Below are 17,798 nucleotides of genomic sequence, written 5' to 3'. Positions count from 1 at the left end.
GAGATAGTGAAGGAGTGGAAGGCATGGCGCTGGTTTCGATGAAAAATATGCTGCAAGAGGCGCTTGAAGAGCAGTATGCCGTCGGGCAGTTTAATTTGAACAACTTAGAGTTCACACAGGCGATCCTGCAGGCGGCTCAGGAAGAAATGGCGCCTGTCATTCTCGGTGTCAGCGAGCCATACATCCCGTATATGGGCGGTCTCCCCTGCATTGTGGGGATGGTCAATACGCTCATCGAGCATTATGGCATTACCGTGCCCGTCGCCCTGCACCTGGATCACGGCTCAACCTATGAAGTGTGCGTCAAGGCGCTTCACGCCGGGTTCACTTCGGTGATGATCGACGCCTCGCACGCTTCGCTGGACGAGAACATCGACGTGACCAACCGGGTCACGCAAATGGCCCATGTCCTTGGGGCAAGCGTGGAAGCGGAGCTTGGCAGAATTACCGGACGAGAGGACGACTTGGTCGTGGATGAAGCCGAGGGCATGTACGCGGTGACGGAGGATTGCGTTAAATTGGTGTATGAGACGGGGATTGACTGCTTAGCGCCTGCGCTGGGTTCCGTCCACGGTCCCTATCGGGGTCAGCCTAAGCTGGGCTTCGACCGGATGGGAGAAATTCAGCGGTTAACCGGTTTGCCGCTCGTTCTGCATGGCGGCAGCGGTCTGCCGGAGAGCGAGATTCGGCAGGCAATTGCTTTGGGGACTTGTAAAATCAATGTCAACACAGATAATCAAGCAGCCTGCACAGCGGCCATTCGCAGCTTTTTACAAGAGCACCCGGAAGCTTACGATCCGCGCAATTATATGATCCCTGCGCGGGAAGCGATTAAGGCGTCCGTTAAAGCGAAAATACGTTTGTTTGGCAGTGCTGGCAAAGCGGGAGGGAACGTAAGATGAAGAAAATCAGAGTTGGCATCATCGGTGCGGGACGCATCGGAAAAATTCATACCGATAATTTATTGAGATTGCCGCAAGTTGAAGTTGTTGCTGTCAGTGATTTATTTGCCGGAGCGGAATTGGAAGCCTGGGCAGCGGAGAGAGGCATCGAGCAGGTCGTTCAGGACAGCCAGGCGTTAATCGCCAATCCGGACATTGATGCAGTGTTTATTTGTTCGTCGACGGATACGCATGTTCCGCTGATTAAGCAAGCGGCGAAGGCGGGCAAGCACATTTTCTGTGAAAAGCCGGTCTCGATGGACATTGCGCAGACCGAAGAGGCGCTGGATGCCGTGCGTCAAGCAGGCGTGCAGCTGCAAATCGGGTTCAACCGCCGGTTCGATCATAACTTTATACGGGTGCGCGAGCATGTGCAGAGCGGAACGATCGGACAGCCGCATATTGTGAAAATCACATCGCGCGACCCGAATCCTCCGCATCCGGATTATATTAAAGTGTCCGGCGGCATTTTCATGGATATGATGATCCACGACTTTGATATGGCCAGGTACGTTACCGGCAGCGAAGTGGAGGAAGTGTATGCGCAGGGGAATGTGCTGATCGATCCGGTCTTCGCGGAGCATGGCGACGTGGATACGGCCATTGTGACGCTGCGCTTTGCTAACGGTGCGCTCGGCGTCATCGATAACAGCCGTCAGGCGGTGTACGGCTATGATCAGCGGGTCGAAGTTTTCGGCTCCAAAGGCAGTGTCGCCGTAACCAACGATCATCCGAATACAGCAGAAATCTCCACGGCCGAGGGCATCACGCGGGATAAACCGCTGCATTTCTTCCTGGAGCGTTATAATGCGGCCTATACCCTTGAAACTCAAATGTTCATTGACAGCTTAGTGAACGGTCACGCGCTGCCTGTCGAAGGGTTCGACGGATTGCAAGCCGAACGCATCGCGTTGGCGGCTAAATTTTCCAGCCTGCTGAAGCGTCCGGTGAAAATCAGTGAACTCAGCGAGCTGCGGTCGCAGCAGCCCGTAGCTCAATCATAAGACAGGAGGCAAAGGGATATCATGGCGGATTCAAATCTGATCGTAAAAGCGCATGAGGGGGATAAGGAAGGTGTCGTCCTAACCGTCACACCGGCGTCTGCCGGATGGGAATATGTAGGGTTCCAGGTTGTCAAGCTTGCTCAAGGCCAAGTGCTGCGCCGCGAAACGGGCAGCAATGAAATCTGTCTCGTTCTTTTGAGCGGGAAAGCGGATGTTGCCACCAAGCTCCAATCGTGGTCAGCTATCGGCGAGCGGATGAGCGTGTTTGAGCAGATTCCGCCCTATTCCGTTTATGTGCCGAACGACGATTTCTACGAGGTTCAAGCGCTGACGGAGTTAGAGCTGGCGGTGTGCGCCGCTCCCGGCTTTGGCCGTTATCCGGCCAGATTGATCGCACCGGCGCAGGTCGGCGTCGAGACTCGCGGGTACGGGAATATCGAGCGCAGGATTCATAATATACTCCCTGAACAGGAGCCGGCTGACAGCCTGCTGGTCGTGGAAGTGTTTACACCTGAGGGGCATTGGTCCAGCTACCCGCCGCATAAGCATGACCGGGATTCGCTCCCCGATGAATCGCTGTTGGAGGAAACGTATTATTTCCACGTTCAACCTGAGCAGGGCTTTGCCATTCAACGTGTGTACACGGACGACCGCTCGCTGGACGAGACGCTTGTCGTGCGCGACGGTCAAACCGTGCTGGTGCCTAAAGGCTATCATCCCGTGTGCGCGCCTCCAGGGTACGAAGTTTACTATTTGAACGTCATGGCCGGTCCTGTGAGGACATGGAAGTTCCATAACGATCCCGATCACGCCTGGCTGATGACCAAGCCTCGCGAATAAGGGCTGCACTACGCGGGTTGCAACTTGGGTGCCTTCTGAGCATAATAGAATCTAATGATCTAATGTGGAAGAATCAACGATAGGAGAAGCGCATGAAGGCAACCATATATGATGTAGCCCGCGAAGCGGGTGTTTCGATAGCCGCGGTTTCGCAGGTCATTAACGGGAAGGGGAAAATCAGCGAGGAGCGGCGCAATGAAATTTTTCACGTTATGGAACGGTTAAATTATCGGCCAAGCGTCATTGCTGCAGCCTTGACCGGCAAAAAAACGTTCACGCTGGGGCTGCTCGTCCCTGATATTTCCAATCCTTTTTTCGCGGAAATTGCGCATGCGGTTGAAGATCAAGGACACAAGCTCGGCTACAGCATCGTCATCTGCTCTACGCATAATGAGGATGAGCGGATTGAGCGGTATTTGACGCTGCTGCAGCAAAAAAGCGTGGACGGCATGATCATCGGGACTGGCATGGACAATATGGAGCTGCTGACTCCATTGACGAATAAGTCGATTCCGATCGTTTCCATCGCCCGGGAGATGGCGAGTCCCTATGTGCAGAGTGTGCATGTCGGGGACTTCGAAGGCGGCAAACTGGCAGCGCAGCATTTGCTGGAGCTCGGCCATACCCGCATTGGCGTGCTGGCCGAGCATTTGAAGGTCAGCTCCTCCCGGGAGCGGATTCGCGGGTTCCGCGAAGCGTTAACGGGCGCGGGCCTTGAACTTCCGGAAGCCTGGGTAAAGTCCGGCGGCTTCGATCTGCTTCGGGACGGCAAGCGCCAAGCGCTGGAGCTGCTCCAGCAGGAAGAGCGTCCTACGGCGATCTTTTGCTGTAACGACCTGCTCGCCATCGGCGCACTCCAGGCAGCCAAAGGTTTAGGTTTGAGCGTTCCGGAGGATGTGTCGATCGTCGGCTTCGACGATACTATATTGGCCTCCGTGACAGACCCGCCTTTGACAACGATCGCTCAGCCGATTGAGGCGATGGGGAAGCTGGCCGTTGATCTTTTGATCGCGCAGCTGGCGAATCCGTCGGAGACCAAGCTTGCGCAAGTGCTTAAGCCGGAGCTTGTGATACGCAAGTCCACCGCCGCGATTAGCGGATAAGAAGAAAGGACCCGTCGATTAGGTTGTCGACGGGTCCTTTCTTGTTGACATGGAAGGTGATATCCTTGTTGTATAGAAAAGCATATCATTTCTTTGCAAAATGAAGAGGAGGAGCTTTATTTGAAAGCCAATCAATCCTGTTGTTCAGCAAGCCGGGATTCGGCAGATCAAGTTCAGCCGGGTACTGAGGCTGCGGCCCAAGTTCCGCAGCCTGCGAATAGCCCTGTCGTCAGCCAAGCCTTGGACAAGTCGGGCATGATCTATTTGAGCGGCGGCGCATTCCTCATGGGGACGGACGACCAAGAAGGTTTCCCTGCCGATGGCGAAGGGCCGGTCAGAGAGGTAACGGTCAAGCCATTTTACATAGATCCTTGTACGGTAACCAATGCGGAATTCAAGCAATTCGTTGATCAAACGGGGTATCGGACGGAAGCGGAATCGTTCGGCTGGTCCTTCGTCTTTCACTTATTTGTGTCCGAAGCGACAGCTCAGAAAGTGAAATCCGCCGTTCAGCAAACCCCGTGGTGGTGGGTTGTGGAAGGAGCGGATTGGCTGCACCCGGAAGGACCCGATTCCAATGTAGAGGATCGGTGGGATCACCCGGTTATTCATGTGTCCTATCAAGATGCGCTGGCTTACTGCAAATGGTCCGGCAAGCGGCTTCCCACGGAAGCCGAATGGGAGTACGCAGCTCGCGGCGGCTTGGTGCAGAAGCGCTACCCATGGGGGGACGAGCTGAAGCCGGGCGGCCGGCATATGTGCAATATTTGGCAGGGGAAATTCCCGGTCAAAAATAATGCCAGCGACGGATATGCGGGCACTGCGCCGGTTAGAGCGTTCGAGCCTAACGGCTATGGTTTGTATAACGTTTCGGGCAACGTTTGGGAGTGGTGTTCGGACTGGTTCAGCCCGGACTATCATGTCAAAGCCAAACGCGTGAATTCGTCTGGACCTCCGAACGGCCAAGCCCGCGTGATGCGCGGTGGTTCCTACTTGTGCCACAAATCGTACTGCAACAGGTACCGGGTGGCCGCGCGGAGCAAGAACACGCCGGACAGCTCGACTGGAAATATCGGATTCCGCTGTGCGGCGGATGCCGAGTAATGTGATTTTCTGTGCAGTCTACAATTCGTTCTTTCTAGGAGGTTTGGTTTACGGTGATCAAGTGTAGAAATTGTTCCAACATGACGGATCTGCAACTGCATAAGTGTACGCACTGCGGAGTCGTGCTGGGTTATTCGGTTGCAGAGAAATTCGATATTCTCGCGGAATCTGTTGAGCATGCCCTGAAGAAGGAATTGGAAGCCAGACGAAAGATGAAGCATTAATTAGCTGGAAAAACTCCAGCTAATTTCAACTCATCGTCGATTCTGGAATGTTTAACGGGAATTTCTCCCGTAAAATCAGCCTGATCACTTCAAATGATCAGTTCAAGCGCAAATTAACGGGAGAATTGCAGTTATTTGCTTGAAACCGCGGCTGGCGCTAACAAATAACAGGAGTTTCTCCAGTTAATCCAACATCCAGGAAAATCTTTTCTACCAATCCAAGCAATCCAGCGCCTAGCATGGCAATATCAGCTGACTGCAACCGCAAAATAGCCGTATTTTTTCACAAGATGTGCGTACATTTGGCAAAAAAATCCTGATAAGCTTGATCCAAGAAGCCAAAGGGGGAATTTGCATGCTGAAGGTAGCCATTATCGGGTCGGGAGCGATTTCGACCGCACATATCGAAGCGTATTTACAATTTCCGGATCGCTGCCAAATTGTGGCGATTAGCGATATTTATGTGGAGAAGGCTCAGGAGAGAATTGACCATTACGGGCTGAATGCCAAAGCTGTAAAAGATTATAAAGAGCTGCTCGCAGAGGGGATCGATCTCGTTTCCATCTGTACGCCGCCATATACCCATGCCTCGCTGGCAGTTGAGTGCATGGAGGCAAACATGCATGTGATGGTGGAAAAGCCGATGGCGTCTTCGCTCGAAGAATGCGATATGATGAATGAAGCGGCGCGGCGCACGGGGAAATTGCTGTCCGTCGTAGCGCAAAACCGCTTCAAAACGCCGATGATGAAAATGAAATCGGTTCTGGACAGCGGGCTCATCGGGAACATCCTGCATGTGCAGGTCGATTCGTTCTGGTGGCGCGGCCATTCGTACTATGATCTATGGTGGCGCGGTACATGGGAGAAAGAAGGCGGAGGCCCGACGCTGAACCATGCGGTGCATCATATCGATGCTTTGCTGTGGATGATGGGCAGCCCGAGCGAAGTACAGGCAATGATGAGCAATGTCGCTCACGATAATGCCGAGGTTGAAGATATTTCGATCGGCATTTTGCGCTATCCGAACGGATCCCTGGGGCAACTGACCTCCTCCGTCGTTCATCACGGGGAAGAGCAGCAGTTGATTTTCCAAGGGGCCAAAGCGCGCGTGTCCGCACCGTGGAAGGTGAAAGCCTCGCTTTCCAAAGCGAATGGCTTCCCTGAGCCTAACCCGGAGCTGGAGTCGCAGCTGCAGGATTACTATGACAGTCTGCCGGAAGTCGCGCATGAAGGCCATGCAGGCCAAATTGACAATGTGCTGACAGCGATTGAAACGGGTTCGCCGGTGTTGATCGACGGCATTAGCGGCCGGCAAACGCTTGAATTAATTACCGCCATCTATAAATCGGCAAGTACGGGACAACCGGTGAAGTTCCCGATCGGTCCGGAGGATGCCTTCTATACGCGAGCAGGCGTGCAAGCGAATGCGACCCATTTCTATGAAAAAAAGAAGTCGGTCGAAAATTTCGAAGCTGCGGCGATTACTACTGGAAGCACTTACAAATAGGGACGTCGAGGCAGGCATAGTCAACGCTGTTTCTGCCACTGCAGCCGGAATTGATGAGGCGTGCTGCCCATTCGGCTTTTGAACATTTTGCAGAAGTAGGAGCAGTTCGTAATGCCGATGGTCTCGCCGATTTGGGCAATCGACTGTTCGCTTGAAGTCAGCAGCATGACAGCCTGCTGCATTCTGCGCGCTGTTACATAATCGGATATGGAGCTTCCTGTGCATTCTTTGAACAAGTGAGACAGATGGTAGGGAGACAGGTGAAGCTCGCCGGCCATATGCTCAAGGCGAAGCGGCTCGGTGTAATGTTCTTCCAGCCAGCGCATGATGCGCTCTGCCTGATGCTTGTGGCGGGTGGGTCCGGAGTCGAACTGCACTTCGCTGCGTTCCCAAATTGGCCGGAAAGCCCGAAAAAAAGCGACCAGAAATAAAGAGAACTCCTCAACATAGTCTTTCTTGGAGAGGCTCGGTATTTTCTCGTTCAAGCTTGGAAAGAGGGAAAGCAGCGACTCCGGCTCGCCGATATTGTACATGCAAGGCGCGGGCAGCTTGCTATTGTGCATTTGCTTAAAGAAAGCGAGCAGACTCGGCCACCTTTCAAAATAAGGCTCATATAAAAACGGCTCAAAATGGACAATCGAGCGGATGAACGGCGTGTCCGGATTCACCTGAATGTGGTGAAGCTGATAAGGCTGGAAGACGCACAGCATGCCTGCTTTGACTTCATAGCTCTTCTGATCGACGATCAGCGTGCCGTGACCTTCATGAACGAAGAGAATTTCAACGCCTTGATGAGCATGAAAGGTGCCGTGAAACTGTTCGTTGCCGATCGTTTGGCGGCGATAGGCAAAGTAGAGCGGGCTTTCGCTGAAGTTAAGATTTTGGATGTACGCCATAGGAAACACGTCCCTCTGCTGCTCCGGCAGCGTTAAAAGAGCTTAATCCCGGCATAAGCATGCTGATGGATTAAGCTTTTTGGAATGAGGCAAGGCGGGTTACTCCGCCGTTACCTTTTGTAATTTAGCAGGATTGTTGATCTTGTACGGCACAGGATGCTTACTAAGCTTCTTGGCCACGATTTTGCATTCGAAAGTGATCGTATCGCCGATTGCGAGTTCCAGCTTTTTGAGCGTGTTGCTGTGGCTGGACCAAGCTGTGCCGATTTCCATCGCGGGCTCCGTTATGGAAACGGCTTCGTAGATGACAACCTCATCGTCATTATCTGAGAAGTTGTTCGGTACGGTCGTAAATTCCTGAACCGTCGCTATCATTTTCACTTTATCCTCAGGCAGCTCAAGCTTAGGGGCTTTTTCTTTTTTCGTTTTTTCTTTCGGCTGTTTGGTTTTCGGTGCTTTAGCTTCCTCGGTTTCTTGCACGGCAGTGGTGCCGTCTTCTGTCGCAGCTTCCACGACGGCTGCCGGAGCATCGCTGTCTGACTGAGCAGCCTCGGCTCCAGCAGTATCTTCGTCAGCTGTTCCCGTAAGTCTTTGGCTGTAATTGGCCGCCTGCATCTCTTTCAAATAAGAAGGATGGATGCAGTGCAGCTGTTTATTGTCGAATTCAATGACAGCGGTCATTTTATCTACGAAGCCGACGATGCTGCATGGCATATTCATGCCGCTGCCTTTGTAGAAAAATGCTTTTGTTTTGGCCGCTTTCTCGGAAAGCAAGCCCCATTCCTTACACTGTTCCAGCTGCTCGGTTTCATCTTCGAAGCTGGTATACGCCTGGGGCTGAATAGTGAATGCATGAACCATGTTCGGTGCCGCCTTTCTATGTATTTATGTCATAAAATGCATTATTCTTCTAACCGGTAGTCATCGGTTTTCTCGCCGTCTTCCCAAATCTCCACGAACAGGGCTTCGCAGTTATCGAAGTCGGCTGGCTTTAGCGACAGCGCTTTTTCCTCGTCCGGGCCTACATAAACATTTTCCATTTCTTCGCCGTCGAAAGAGAGGATGACGTAAATTTTCATGTCAAATTGCCTCCAAATAAGTTGATATGGATCATTATAACACAATCGCAGAAATGTTCGTATGCGGCGACTTCTCTCCTCATATACATCAATACAAGCCGGATTTCCGATTCAGAAACGGGGATTTCAATCATAGCGATAGAGGAGGTTTCTGGGATGGTGATTGCGTTGATTTGCGTAATCGGGTGTCTCTCCGGTTTTGTGCTGTTTAGGAAAAATGTAATCCGGGCAGGTTATGTGCCGGGAGCGGACAAAGTCAAGGTGTCCGTCATTATTCCGGCGAGGAATGAAGCCTGCAATTTGCCGCATCTGCTCCATGCGCTCAAGATACAAACCCTGGAACCGTATGAAATTATCGTGGTGGATGATTTTTCGGAGGATGACACGAAGGAAATTGCGGAAAGTTACGGGGTTACGGTCATTTCCAACCCCAGTCTACCTCAAGGCTGGACAGGAAAAAACTGGGCCGTCTGGAATGGTTATTTGCATGCCACCGGGGATATGATCGCTTTTCTGGATGCCGACATCCGGCTGGTGCCGAGAGCGCTCGAATCGCTGATCATGGCAAGACATCAAGCAGGGGGCGTTATATCCGTCGTACCTTATCACTACACGGTGAAGTTCACGGAAAGGCTTGCTCTTATTTTTAATTTCCTGGGGGTATTTGCTTTCACGTCCCCTTTTGAGAAAAATAACCCCAATAAGGGGCTTTACGGCTCCTGCATTTTAACGACGAGAGAAGATTACGAGAAAATTAAAGGACATGAAAGTATTAAAGCGGAGATGCTGGATGACCTGAATCTCGGAGCCGCTTTCCGCAAAGCGGGGATCGAAGTGACGAATTTCATCGGCTGCGGGCTTGTTTCCTTTCGCATGTATGCACAGGGGATGGCAAGCCAAATTCAAGGCTTCGGCAAAGGAGCCGCGCTGGGCACAGCCAAGATGAAGAGCGGAACCATCCTCCTGATTGCTTGTTGGGTTGCCGGATTGATTGTATCGGAAACGTTCTTTTTCTTCCTCCATACGTCTTGGTGGCTGCCGCTGTTCATGGGCTATTTGATTTATATGCTGCAGCTCTTTTACTTTGTCAGGTATGTCGGTGTATTTGGATTCATTATGCCTGTGCTGCATATATGCTCGACGTTATTTTTTATCATTGTCATGCTGTACTCGGTGTATCAGGTTGTGTTTCTGGGCCATGTGGCATGGAAGGGAAGGCAGGTCAAGGTAGGAAGCAGGCGGGAGCTATGACCATCCTTTGGACGGCTTGCGCTTTCTTATCCGGATCTTTGATGTTTTCCTATTGGCTTGGACGAATGGGCAGGCACAACCTTAAATACGTGGGAGATGGAAATCCGGGCGCCTTAAATTTGTGGAGAGCAGCGGGGTATCAGCTAGGGCTTGCAGGCATTATTCTCGACTTTTTAAAAGGATATCTGATTCTCGGTTGGATCTTCGGATTTAACTTGGAACATACCCGTGTTCAGGGCTATGCGCTCATTCCCATTGCGCTGGCGCCTGTTTTCGGGCATGCGTTCTCGCCGTTTCTAAAGGGGAAGGGCGGCAAAGCAATCGCGGTTACGTTCGGCGTTTGGAGCGCGCTGACGCGTTTCGAGGCTTCGCTCGCATTGGCGGTGATCTTGGCTGTCGGCATGGCGGCCGCGAAGCTGCTGGCTAGAAGCCGGCGCACATCCCCTGAGGCAGACGGCTTGCAGGTGACGCTCGGCATGCTGCTTCTAGGCGTATATTTGTACCTGGGCGGATATCAGAGCGCGATTCTGTGGATTTGGCTGGGGAATTTCGCGTTGATATCGTTTAAGCATCGAAAGGAGCTTGCCTTTTTTCTTAAAAAGAAACACGCTGAGCCTGGCGGCGAATAACGAAAGCCAGAGCCTCAGCTGCAAGCATAAGGGTCGCTTCGATCTGATTACATACTAGTCCCGACCAAGGGAAAAACTAGGGATAATCAGAAAGGAGTGACCCCTTCGCATGGATAACAGCCTTCACTTAAAAGAGGAACGGTTAAATGCCTTGAGCCATGGCATCGGCGCGGCGCTCAGCGCCTTCGGACTCGTACTGCTGCTTCAGCGCGCCGCCATGTTTGGCGATATCGCTTATACCATAAGCAATATGATTTACGGCCTCTCCTTTTGCATGGTGTATTTATCATCGACACTCCTGCATTGTTCCCGCTCGCGCAAGTGGGGGGCACGCTTTGAAGTGCTGGATCATGCCGCGATTTTTATCGCCATTGCCGGCTCATACACGCCTTTCCTCATGATTACGCTGCAAGGAACGCTCGGCTACTCCATGCTGTTGCTGATTTGGACGCTCGCTTTGGTTGGCGTTCGCTATATTCAATTTATTATTCGGCGTTTTATCCCTTGGGGACTGCTTCTGTATTTGCTGCTTGCAGGATTGATGGCTTCGTTCATTGCGCCGCTGCAGGAAAGGCTTCCTGTGATTGCTATCCAATGGATCGTAGCGGGCGTCATTTTGTACAGCATCGGACTCTTATTTTTTCTATGGCGGAAATTACGCTATCATCATGCCATTTGGCATGTGTTCGTCGTTGCCGGCAGCGGCTGCCATTTTATCGTCGTGTACGCGTTCGTGATGCCGGCAGTCCTTTAATTCTATAAGCTCGGCCCGATCCGGTTAATGCTGAATTCTTGATGGCCGAGAATTTCCGATTTCGTCAGTTTGCCTTCGGCGACATTGCAGATTTCCTGCCAAATGCGTGCTCCGGCTTGCTCTAGCTGCAAGGTGCCGGCCAGCATTTCGCTCACATCCACATCCATATTATCTTCCATGTTCGAATAAGTGAATTTGTTCGCCGTAATTTTGACTACCGGGACGACGGCTGCGCCCGTAGGCGTTCCACGGCCCGTCGTGAAACAGACGATGTGCGCGCCGCCGGCCGCCATACCGGATACGCATTCGATGTCGTTGCCCGGCGAATCCATAAAGTACAATCCGTGCTCGGGAATTTGCTCCGCATAGCCGATCACGTCCTCAATCGGATGCGTCCCGCATTTGCTGATGCAGCCAAGCGATTTCTCCTCGATTGTGGAGAGTCCCCCGGCGATATTGCCGGGGCTCGGATTGCCTCCGCGCATATCGGCCCCCATCCGTTCAATCTCCCGCTCAAAGCGTTCGATCGCATGGTAAAGCTTGTCGCTCGTCGCTTGAGACGAGCACCTGCCGGCCAGAATGTGCTCGGCGCCGATAATTTCCGTTGTTTCCCCGATTACGATGCTGCCTCCGGCATCCATCAATGTATCGGCAGCAACACCTAAAGCCGGGTTGGAGGCCAAGCCCGAAGTGGCGTCCGAGCCGCCGCATTTCACCGCTACTTTCAATTTATTGAGCGGAACCGGAGATTTGGGCTGCTGAGCCAACTGAGCCAGCATGCGTTTGGCCAGTTCCGTGCCATGCTGTATCGCTTTGACAGAACCCCCGACGGATTGAATATCAAACACCTCTACCGGTTTGCCAGTCGCCCCGATGACTTCGGCCAGTGCAGCAGGGTCGATGACCTCGCAGCCCAAACTGATAATGATGGCTGCGCCCACATTCGGATTTTTCCCGGTTCCGGCTAACACCTCAAAAGTTCTGTTTTTGTCGTCCCCAATTTGGCTGCATCCGTGTTGATGCGGAATAACAACAGCCCCCGGAATCATCTGAGCGATCCGGTTGCACACGTGATTGGCGCAAATCACCGTCGGGATAATGATTAAATGATTGCGGATGCCGATATCGCCATTCGCTCTTGGATAACCCATGATTGTCGTCATTTCGCACGCTCCTTGACCTGTTTAAGAAACATCCGCTCTCGCCATATCGCCGCGGCCGCGCGTTCCTTCGATATTATGCACATGAACATGTTCGCCTGCTTGAATATCGCGGGTTGCTCTGCCGATGATTTCTCCATATTTATATACCTCGGTACCTTGCTTAATGAGACGGATCGCCACTTTATGCCCGAACGGGACGGAGTCCTGTAACGGCAGCGTTTGCAAGACGGTATCCTTTAAAAAATGAATGGACTCGCCGCGGTTGACATCGCGGAGTACGGTTGCGACATCGTCCTTTTCGTTCATCACCAGACTATCTGTTCCTTGACTAAAGTCATGCGCCATAGTAAGCCTCCTTCCAGCCTTCATTCTCTGTACAACTTTCAGTTTAAGGAACGGGATAGCCGTAGATAAGTACTTTTCTCAGGCATGTTAGCACAAGATTAAGATGATCGATTCATTAAAAATGTTGGTATGATGTTATCTTAGTTTTGTGCTATCTCTGATTAAGAATGTCTATTAAGTATCTCCATCGTCTTTTCTATAATAGGGGTATGTTACAGCATTCCACACACGCCATAAGGAGGCAGAAACTATGCAGGAGCAGCAACCTTTATTATTGACTGACGAGCAAATGAGAGAGTTCATTACAAACGGGTGTCTCATTCTGAAAACCGATTTTTCCCGGGCGTTTCACGCCAATCTGCTTGAGCAATTAAATACGGTGTACGCGGAAGAGGGGAATCCCGGCAACAATTTATTGCCCCGCATCCGGGAATTGCAAAAAGTATTCGATCATCCCGTCGTTACCGGTGCGTTAACCAGCGTATTAGGTCCGAACTATATGATGCATGCGCACAGACATGGACATTTCAATGCGCTGCCGACTGCGGGCGGCTGGCATAAGGACAGCTATTGGGGATATGACCGCGTGCGCAATCATCACCCGAACTGGGCCATGATTATGTATTTCCCGCAGGATACGCCTGTGGATCTGGGGCCTACGGGCATCATGCCGGGCACGCAAAATCATCAGAAACGGGCATTCGATTCGAATGAGCACCCGGGAGAAGTATTGGCCAGCGGAGAGGCCGGCACGTTCGCGCTGATTCATTACGATATTTGGCACCGTTCCACGCCGAACATTTTGGGAGAGCCGCGCTATATGCTGAAGTTCGAGTTTATGCGCACCGAAATGCCCAAGCAGCCGAGCTGGAACAATCAAGAGCGCGAATGGAAGCGGCCTGCCAACTTGCTCACTCCGCTTGCCAATCACGATCTCATGTGGGAAGAGACATGGAACTGGTTATTCGGGGAAGTAGGCAGCTTGGCCGGAAAAGCGGCGTCAGATCCGCAGCAAATTCAGGAATTGGCGGGTAAACTCGGCGGTCCTGAGCCTGCTGCCATCAATGCGGCCTATGATCTCGCGCGCAGAGGGCAGTCCGGCGTCGATGCTTTGCTGGAAGGACTGCTTAGCGATGATGCGAATGTATCCCGAATTTCCGCTTACGGCTTGTCGGTTTCAGGAAGCGAGGCGGTCGACGGGTTGATAGCTGCGCTGAACCATGAGAATGCCGATACGGTAACGCATGCTGTTTTTGCGCTGGGCGAGTTGAGGGAGAGCGCCGCCAAAGCGGTTCCTGCATTAACGAAGCTGCTCGATCATCCCGAGGATAAAATCCGCTGCGCCGTGGTGGACTCGCTCGGATTTATGACATCGCCGCTGGACAGCGTCGTTTCCAGTTTGGCCAGAGGCCTTCAGGATGCCAATGCGCAGGTTCGCTTCATGTCCAGCCTGTCCTTGTCCCGCTTAGGGGCTGAGGCTGAGGCTGCCGTTCCGCAATTGGAAATCGCGCTGGACGACGAGAACCGGTATGTCCGCGCGCATGCTGCGGAATCCTTGAACTACATTGGCACGGAGCGGGCTACAAAGTCGCTCATCCGGTTCCTGTTGAACAACCGCTGGTGCTCCACAACGACGAAGGCCAACGCTTTTTATCCGTAAAATCATCTTTGCAGCCGGCAAACGCAAGGATACGAAAGAGGCCGTCTCTCAGCCAATCTTCATGGCTTGGAGACGGCCTTATTTTTTTTATAAGGACTCATTCATCTCAATGGTTTTTGGCTTCAAATCGCGGAAAGCCGTTGGTTTAAAGCCGGTTTGCTCGCGGAACATGCGGGAAAAATACGATAATTCCATCCCGAGGGCATCGGCGATTTGCGACACGTTCATTTCCGTCGTCATGAGCAAATCTTTGGCTTTTTCGGAACGCAGATGATTCATGTATTGAATGGGCGAATAGCCGGTAAACTGCTTGAAGGCGTTTATAAAATAATTGGGATGGTAATGCGCAAGCCGGGACAGCGTGTCCACGGACACATTATCGGCGAGATGCTCCTCCATGTAGAGCAGAACTTTGTTCATTTTCTCAAACGTAGGCGTGGAGGTCAGATTTAGCTTGACAGATGGATTTTGTTCGATAAAATCCGCAATAAAAGTCATCAGAATCGAGTAAGCCCGGAATTCCGAGGTTAAACTGTCGCTCTGGCTGTAAGCGATCAACTGTTCAAACGTTTGCTCCAGTTCGTCCGGATTTTGAACTTTCATGCAGGGGGAGGTTTGCAAGAGCTGGAACAGATCCAAATCCCCGATTTTTGCCGTAAAATGGCACCAGTATTTCCCGAAGGTATGATCGCTTATCGTCCCATAGGCTTGATCGCTGCCGGCTGGAAGCAAATACAGCTCTCCCGGTTTCGGGTAATAAGTGGTATTCCCGATCTTCACATAACCTTCGCCCTCGCGTATAAAATAAAGCCGGTTAAACGGACAAGCGGGGTTCTCGTCCTGCCATGACTTTTGGACTTTGGTGTAAGCCGCGTAGGACAAATCCAGCTTCGCCTTGGCGAGATATTTCTTCCAAAATGTGCGCTCGCTTGCGTTCATGTTCATGCCTGTCTTCATGCCCTATATTCCTTTCACGAAAATCCGGCAAATGCCCTCAGCAAACTGCTCCTTCGTATAGCCCAGAACTTCTCTGTGATATAAGTAATTATCAGGAATAAGGGAAGTTAGAATCGTATTGACGGTCAATGTCACATCGATCGGCTGAATTTCTCCTTGCTCGACAGCCAGCTCTAAAAGTGGAGCGAGCAGGCTGCGCAGCCTCACAAAAAGCGGTTTTTTATGCAGACTGAAGCTGCGTTTATCCGTGTGCATCGAAACGATCGTCGCAAGCAGGGGGGCCTTATCATCGACAAAATCGATCATTTGATAAATAAAATCGGACAGTTGCTTCATAGCGGCCACGTCAGGCTTGGGTTCAGCCAAATCCGCTTCAAGAGCAGCAAGGAACTGGGTTGTGGTGGAACGTATCAAGTCGCTGCATACATCTCCGATATGAGCATAGCGGCGGTACAGCGTGCCTTGGCCAACGCCGGCCTCTTTGGCAATTTGATGCATGGTGACGTTTTCAATATTATGGGTTTTGAAAAGGGTACGGGCCGAGGAAAGGATGCGCTGGCGGTATTCCGAATCGCGTTCCTCGCGTCGTCCGCATAGTGGAGCTGTCTCTATGTTGTCTTCATATAACGAATTTTCATGGTCTTCCGGATGCTTCATGCCTACTCCTCCTGAACAAACGATTCCTCTTCATAAAAGAAACATTTGACTTTGCGGACAATTGTCCGTATTATGATGTAGCGGACAATTGTCCGTTTATAATTGTAACACGATTATGTGTTATTGTCGAAGGAGGAGCTAGTCAATGAGTCAACCATCAATATCCGGAGGAGCGGAGCCGGTATTTAAGATTACAAGCATTTTAGTTCCACTGATCGCCATCATCTCAGGTATTTTCATGGTTATCCTGGATTCGACGGCGATGAACGTCGCTTTATCGAGGCTGGTGATCGATTTTAAAACCGATTTGCCGACGATTCAGTGGACCGTTACAGGTTATATGCTGGCAACTGCTGCGGTTATTCCGCTTGCCGGATGGTTATCCGACCGTTTTGGCGCAAAACAAGTGTTTTTGACTTCCGTTGTTCTTTTCACCGTGGCTTCCGTCCTGTGCGCAACGCCGAACAGCGCGGAATGGCTCATTGTTTTCCGTATTTTGCAAGGCTTGGGCGGCGGTTTCGTAATGCCGGTCGCTATGGCGTACGTGTTCCGTTTGAGTCCGCCGAATAAAATCGGGCAAGTGATGGGCATGCTCGGCGTGCCGATCCTGCTTGCTCCTGCGATTGGCCCGATCCTGGCAGGCTGGCTTGTTGAGTATCATTCATGGCATTGGATTTTCCTGATTAATTTGCCAGTCGGTATTTTCAGTTTCATCTTTGGATTATGGAAGCTTCCTTCCGTTGGACGCAAAGCCGTTCCGGGGTTCGATTTGCCTGGTATGATCCTCGGGCCGATCGCTTTCGCCGCGCTATCCTACGGGATTACTCAAGGCGCAGAGAGCTGGACGTCAGAGAAGGCGCTGGGCGGAATGATCATCGGCGCAGTCGCCTTGATCGCTTTCATCATTGTTGAGCTGAAAGCCAAAACTCCGCTGCTGGAGCTTCGTGTTTTCAAGTCTGTGGATTTCTCCTTTAGTATTTTCGTGCAGTGGGTGCTGCAATTCAGCTTGTTCGGAGCGATCTTCCTGCTGCCGCAATTCTTGCAGCAAGCCCGCGGATACGGGGCGTTTGATACAGGATTGACGCTGTTCCCGCAAGCGATTGCCTCCGGGATCATGATGCCGATCGGCGGTTACTTGTTCGATAAAATCGGTGTCCGTTGGTTGGTAGTTGTCGGACTTACGCTGGTTTCAGGCGCGATCTATCAATATTCGCATGTCGATTTAACGACCGAAGGTAAAGACCTGCTTCTGCCGCTGATTATGGCCGGTGCCGGCATGGGGCTAATGATGATGCCGCTCAATTCGCATTTGATCAAGAAAGCCCCGCAAGATTTGGTCAGCCGTGTTACCTCTCTAACAAGCGCGATGCAGCAGGTGATCAACTCATTTGCAGTGGCTACGCTGGTTACGGTTCTCTCTTCGCGCGTCACGACGCTGATCAGCGAGCAGAAAATTGCGATCACAGGTCCTGCCGATATGCAAAAAGCGATGCTGGCCGTGGCCCCTGAAGCGTTCGGCTACACATTCCGCGTCATGCTTTTCATCGCCGTCGGCGGTATTTTCCTCGGTCTGTTCCTGCGGCGCGGCAAGCAGCAGCCGGATGCCAAGGAAGGCAAACGCGAAGTTGCTTTAGAAGCTTTGCACTAATCAAAAAAAGGCTGCCTCGTGTCTGGTCGGACAACG

General features: G+C 51.9%; 19 protein-coding genes. 12 read left to right on the top strand and 7 right to left on the bottom strand.

Annotated features, from left to right (window positions below):
• Window positions 1–23: 23 nt before the first annotated feature.
• The 7 genes from fba (at window position 24) to AC3WRW_RS01850 (ending at window position 6,723) form a co-directional block, all read left to right on the top strand.
• Window positions 24–902: a class II fructose-1,6-bisphosphate aldolase gene (fba, locus tag AC3WRW_RS01880; protein WP_492544443.1), complete on the top strand. Its 879-nt coding sequence runs from the start codon at window positions 24–26 to the stop codon at window positions 900–902.
• Entirely contained in the window at window positions 899–1,945 is a 1,047-nt protein-coding gene (gene iolG / locus AC3WRW_RS01875; protein WP_492544441.1) for an inositol 2-dehydrogenase, read from the top strand. Before fba ends, iolG begins: the two co-directional genes overlap by 4 nt.
• A 21-nt stretch (window positions 1,946–1,966) precedes the next feature.
• Window positions 1,967–2,785, top strand: coding sequence for a 5-deoxy-glucuronate isomerase (gene iolB, locus AC3WRW_RS01870; RefSeq protein ID WP_492544439.1), 819 nt, complete (start codon window positions 1,967–1,969; stop codon window positions 2,783–2,785).
• Between the two features lie 92 nt (window positions 2,786–2,877).
• Window positions 2,878–3,888, top strand: coding sequence for a LacI family DNA-binding transcriptional regulator (locus AC3WRW_RS01865; RefSeq protein WP_492544438.1), 1,011 nt, complete (start codon window positions 2,878–2,880; stop codon window positions 3,886–3,888).
• Between the two features lie 120 nt (window positions 3,889–4,008).
• Window positions 4,009–4,992 carry a formylglycine-generating enzyme family protein gene (locus AC3WRW_RS01860; RefSeq protein ID WP_492544436.1) on the top strand — a complete coding sequence of 328 codons (984 nt, stop codon included), beginning with the start codon at window positions 4,009–4,011 and terminating at the stop codon, window positions 4,990–4,992.
• Window positions 4,993–5,045: 53 nt separating this feature from the next.
• Window positions 5,046–5,216, top strand: a complete 171-nt coding sequence (locus AC3WRW_RS01855; RefSeq protein ID WP_492544434.1) for a hypothetical protein — start codon at window positions 5,046–5,048, stop codon at window positions 5,214–5,216.
• Between the two features lie 355 nt (window positions 5,217–5,571).
• A complete protein-coding gene (locus tag AC3WRW_RS01850; protein WP_492544432.1) occupies window positions 5,572–6,723 on the top strand; it encodes a Gfo/Idh/MocA family protein in 1,152 nt (383 codons plus the stop codon).
• A 20-nt stretch (window positions 6,724–6,743) separates the two neighbouring features.
• On the opposite strand, the gene AC3WRW_RS01845 is transcribed toward AC3WRW_RS01850, so the two are convergent.
• The 3 genes from AC3WRW_RS01845 to AC3WRW_RS01835 form a co-directional block, all read right to left on the bottom strand.
• Window positions 6,744–7,619: a helix-turn-helix domain-containing protein gene (locus tag AC3WRW_RS01845; protein ID WP_492544430.1), complete on the bottom strand. Its 876-nt coding sequence runs from the start codon at window positions 7,617–7,619 to the stop codon at window positions 6,744–6,746.
• Window positions 7,620–7,718: 99 nt separating this feature from the next.
• On the bottom strand, window positions 7,719–8,480 hold the full coding sequence (locus AC3WRW_RS01840) for a hypothetical protein (RefSeq protein WP_492544428.1): 762 nt from the start codon (window positions 8,478–8,480) through the stop codon (window positions 7,719–7,721).
• 41 nt (window positions 8,481–8,521) lie between these two features.
• Window positions 8,522–8,698 (bottom strand): hypothetical protein, encoded by a 177-nt coding sequence (locus tag AC3WRW_RS01835; RefSeq protein WP_171687434.1) that lies wholly within the window; start codon window positions 8,696–8,698, stop codon window positions 8,522–8,524.
• Between the two features lie 156 nt (window positions 8,699–8,854).
• Between AC3WRW_RS01835 and AC3WRW_RS01830 the strand changes: the two genes are divergently transcribed.
• The 3 genes from AC3WRW_RS01830 (at window position 8,855) to trhA (ending at window position 11,332) form a co-directional block, all read left to right on the top strand.
• Window positions 8,855–9,949 carry a glycosyltransferase family 2 protein gene (locus AC3WRW_RS01830; RefSeq protein WP_492544426.1) on the top strand — a complete coding sequence of 365 codons (1,095 nt, stop codon included), beginning with the start codon at window positions 8,855–8,857 and terminating at the stop codon, window positions 9,947–9,949.
• Entirely contained in the window at window positions 9,946–10,578 is a 633-nt protein-coding gene (locus tag AC3WRW_RS01825; protein ID WP_492544424.1) for a glycerol-3-phosphate acyltransferase, read from the top strand. The genes AC3WRW_RS01830 and AC3WRW_RS01825 overlap by 4 nt, the downstream gene beginning before the upstream one ends.
• Window positions 10,579–10,687: 109 nt before the next feature.
• On the top strand, window positions 10,688–11,332 hold the full coding sequence (trhA, locus tag AC3WRW_RS01820) for a PAQR family membrane homeostasis protein TrhA (protein ID WP_492544422.1): 645 nt from the start codon (window positions 10,688–10,690) through the stop codon (window positions 11,330–11,332).
• Window positions 11,333–11,334: 2 nt separating this feature from the next.
• On the opposite strand, the gene AC3WRW_RS01815 is transcribed toward trhA, so the two are convergent.
• Both AC3WRW_RS01815 and AC3WRW_RS01810 read right to left on the bottom strand, forming a co-directional pair.
• Window positions 11,335–12,495: a UxaA family hydrolase gene (locus tag AC3WRW_RS01815; RefSeq protein ID WP_492544420.1), complete on the bottom strand. Its 1,161-nt coding sequence runs from the start codon at window positions 12,493–12,495 to the stop codon at window positions 11,335–11,337.
• A gap of 21 nt (window positions 12,496–12,516) precedes the next feature.
• Complete coding sequence (locus tag AC3WRW_RS01810; RefSeq protein ID WP_492544418.1) at window positions 12,517–12,840, bottom strand: UxaA family hydrolase; 324 nt, start codon at window positions 12,838–12,840, stop codon at window positions 12,517–12,519.
• Between the two features lie 250 nt (window positions 12,841–13,090).
• Here AC3WRW_RS01810 and AC3WRW_RS01805 point away from each other — a divergent pair, with 250 nt between their 5' ends.
• Window positions 13,091–14,500, top strand: a complete 1,410-nt coding sequence (locus AC3WRW_RS01805; RefSeq protein ID WP_492544416.1) for a HEAT repeat domain-containing protein — start codon at window positions 13,091–13,093, stop codon at window positions 14,498–14,500.
• 87 nt (window positions 14,501–14,587) lie between these two features.
• Here AC3WRW_RS01805 and AC3WRW_RS01800 read toward each other — a convergent pair whose 3' ends face one another.
• Entirely contained in the window at window positions 14,588–15,457 is an 870-nt protein-coding gene (locus AC3WRW_RS01800; RefSeq protein ID WP_492544414.1) for an AraC family transcriptional regulator, read from the bottom strand.
• A gap of 3 nt (window positions 15,458–15,460) precedes the next feature.
• Entirely contained in the window at window positions 15,461–16,114 is a 654-nt protein-coding gene (locus tag AC3WRW_RS01795) for a TetR/AcrR family transcriptional regulator (RefSeq protein WP_492544412.1), read from the bottom strand.
• Between the two features lie 145 nt (window positions 16,115–16,259).
• Here AC3WRW_RS01795 and AC3WRW_RS01790 point away from each other — a divergent pair, with 145 nt between their 5' ends.
• Window positions 16,260–17,762, top strand: coding sequence for a DHA2 family efflux MFS transporter permease subunit (locus AC3WRW_RS01790; protein ID WP_492544410.1), 1,503 nt, complete (start codon window positions 16,260–16,262; stop codon window positions 17,760–17,762).
• Window positions 17,763–17,798 lie beyond the last annotated feature (36 nt).

This window comes from Paenibacillus sp. FW126-R14 (genome assembly GCF_058789495.1).
Note: the sequence above shows the minus strand (reverse complement) of the source record. Positions and strands in the feature narration are given on the sequence as shown.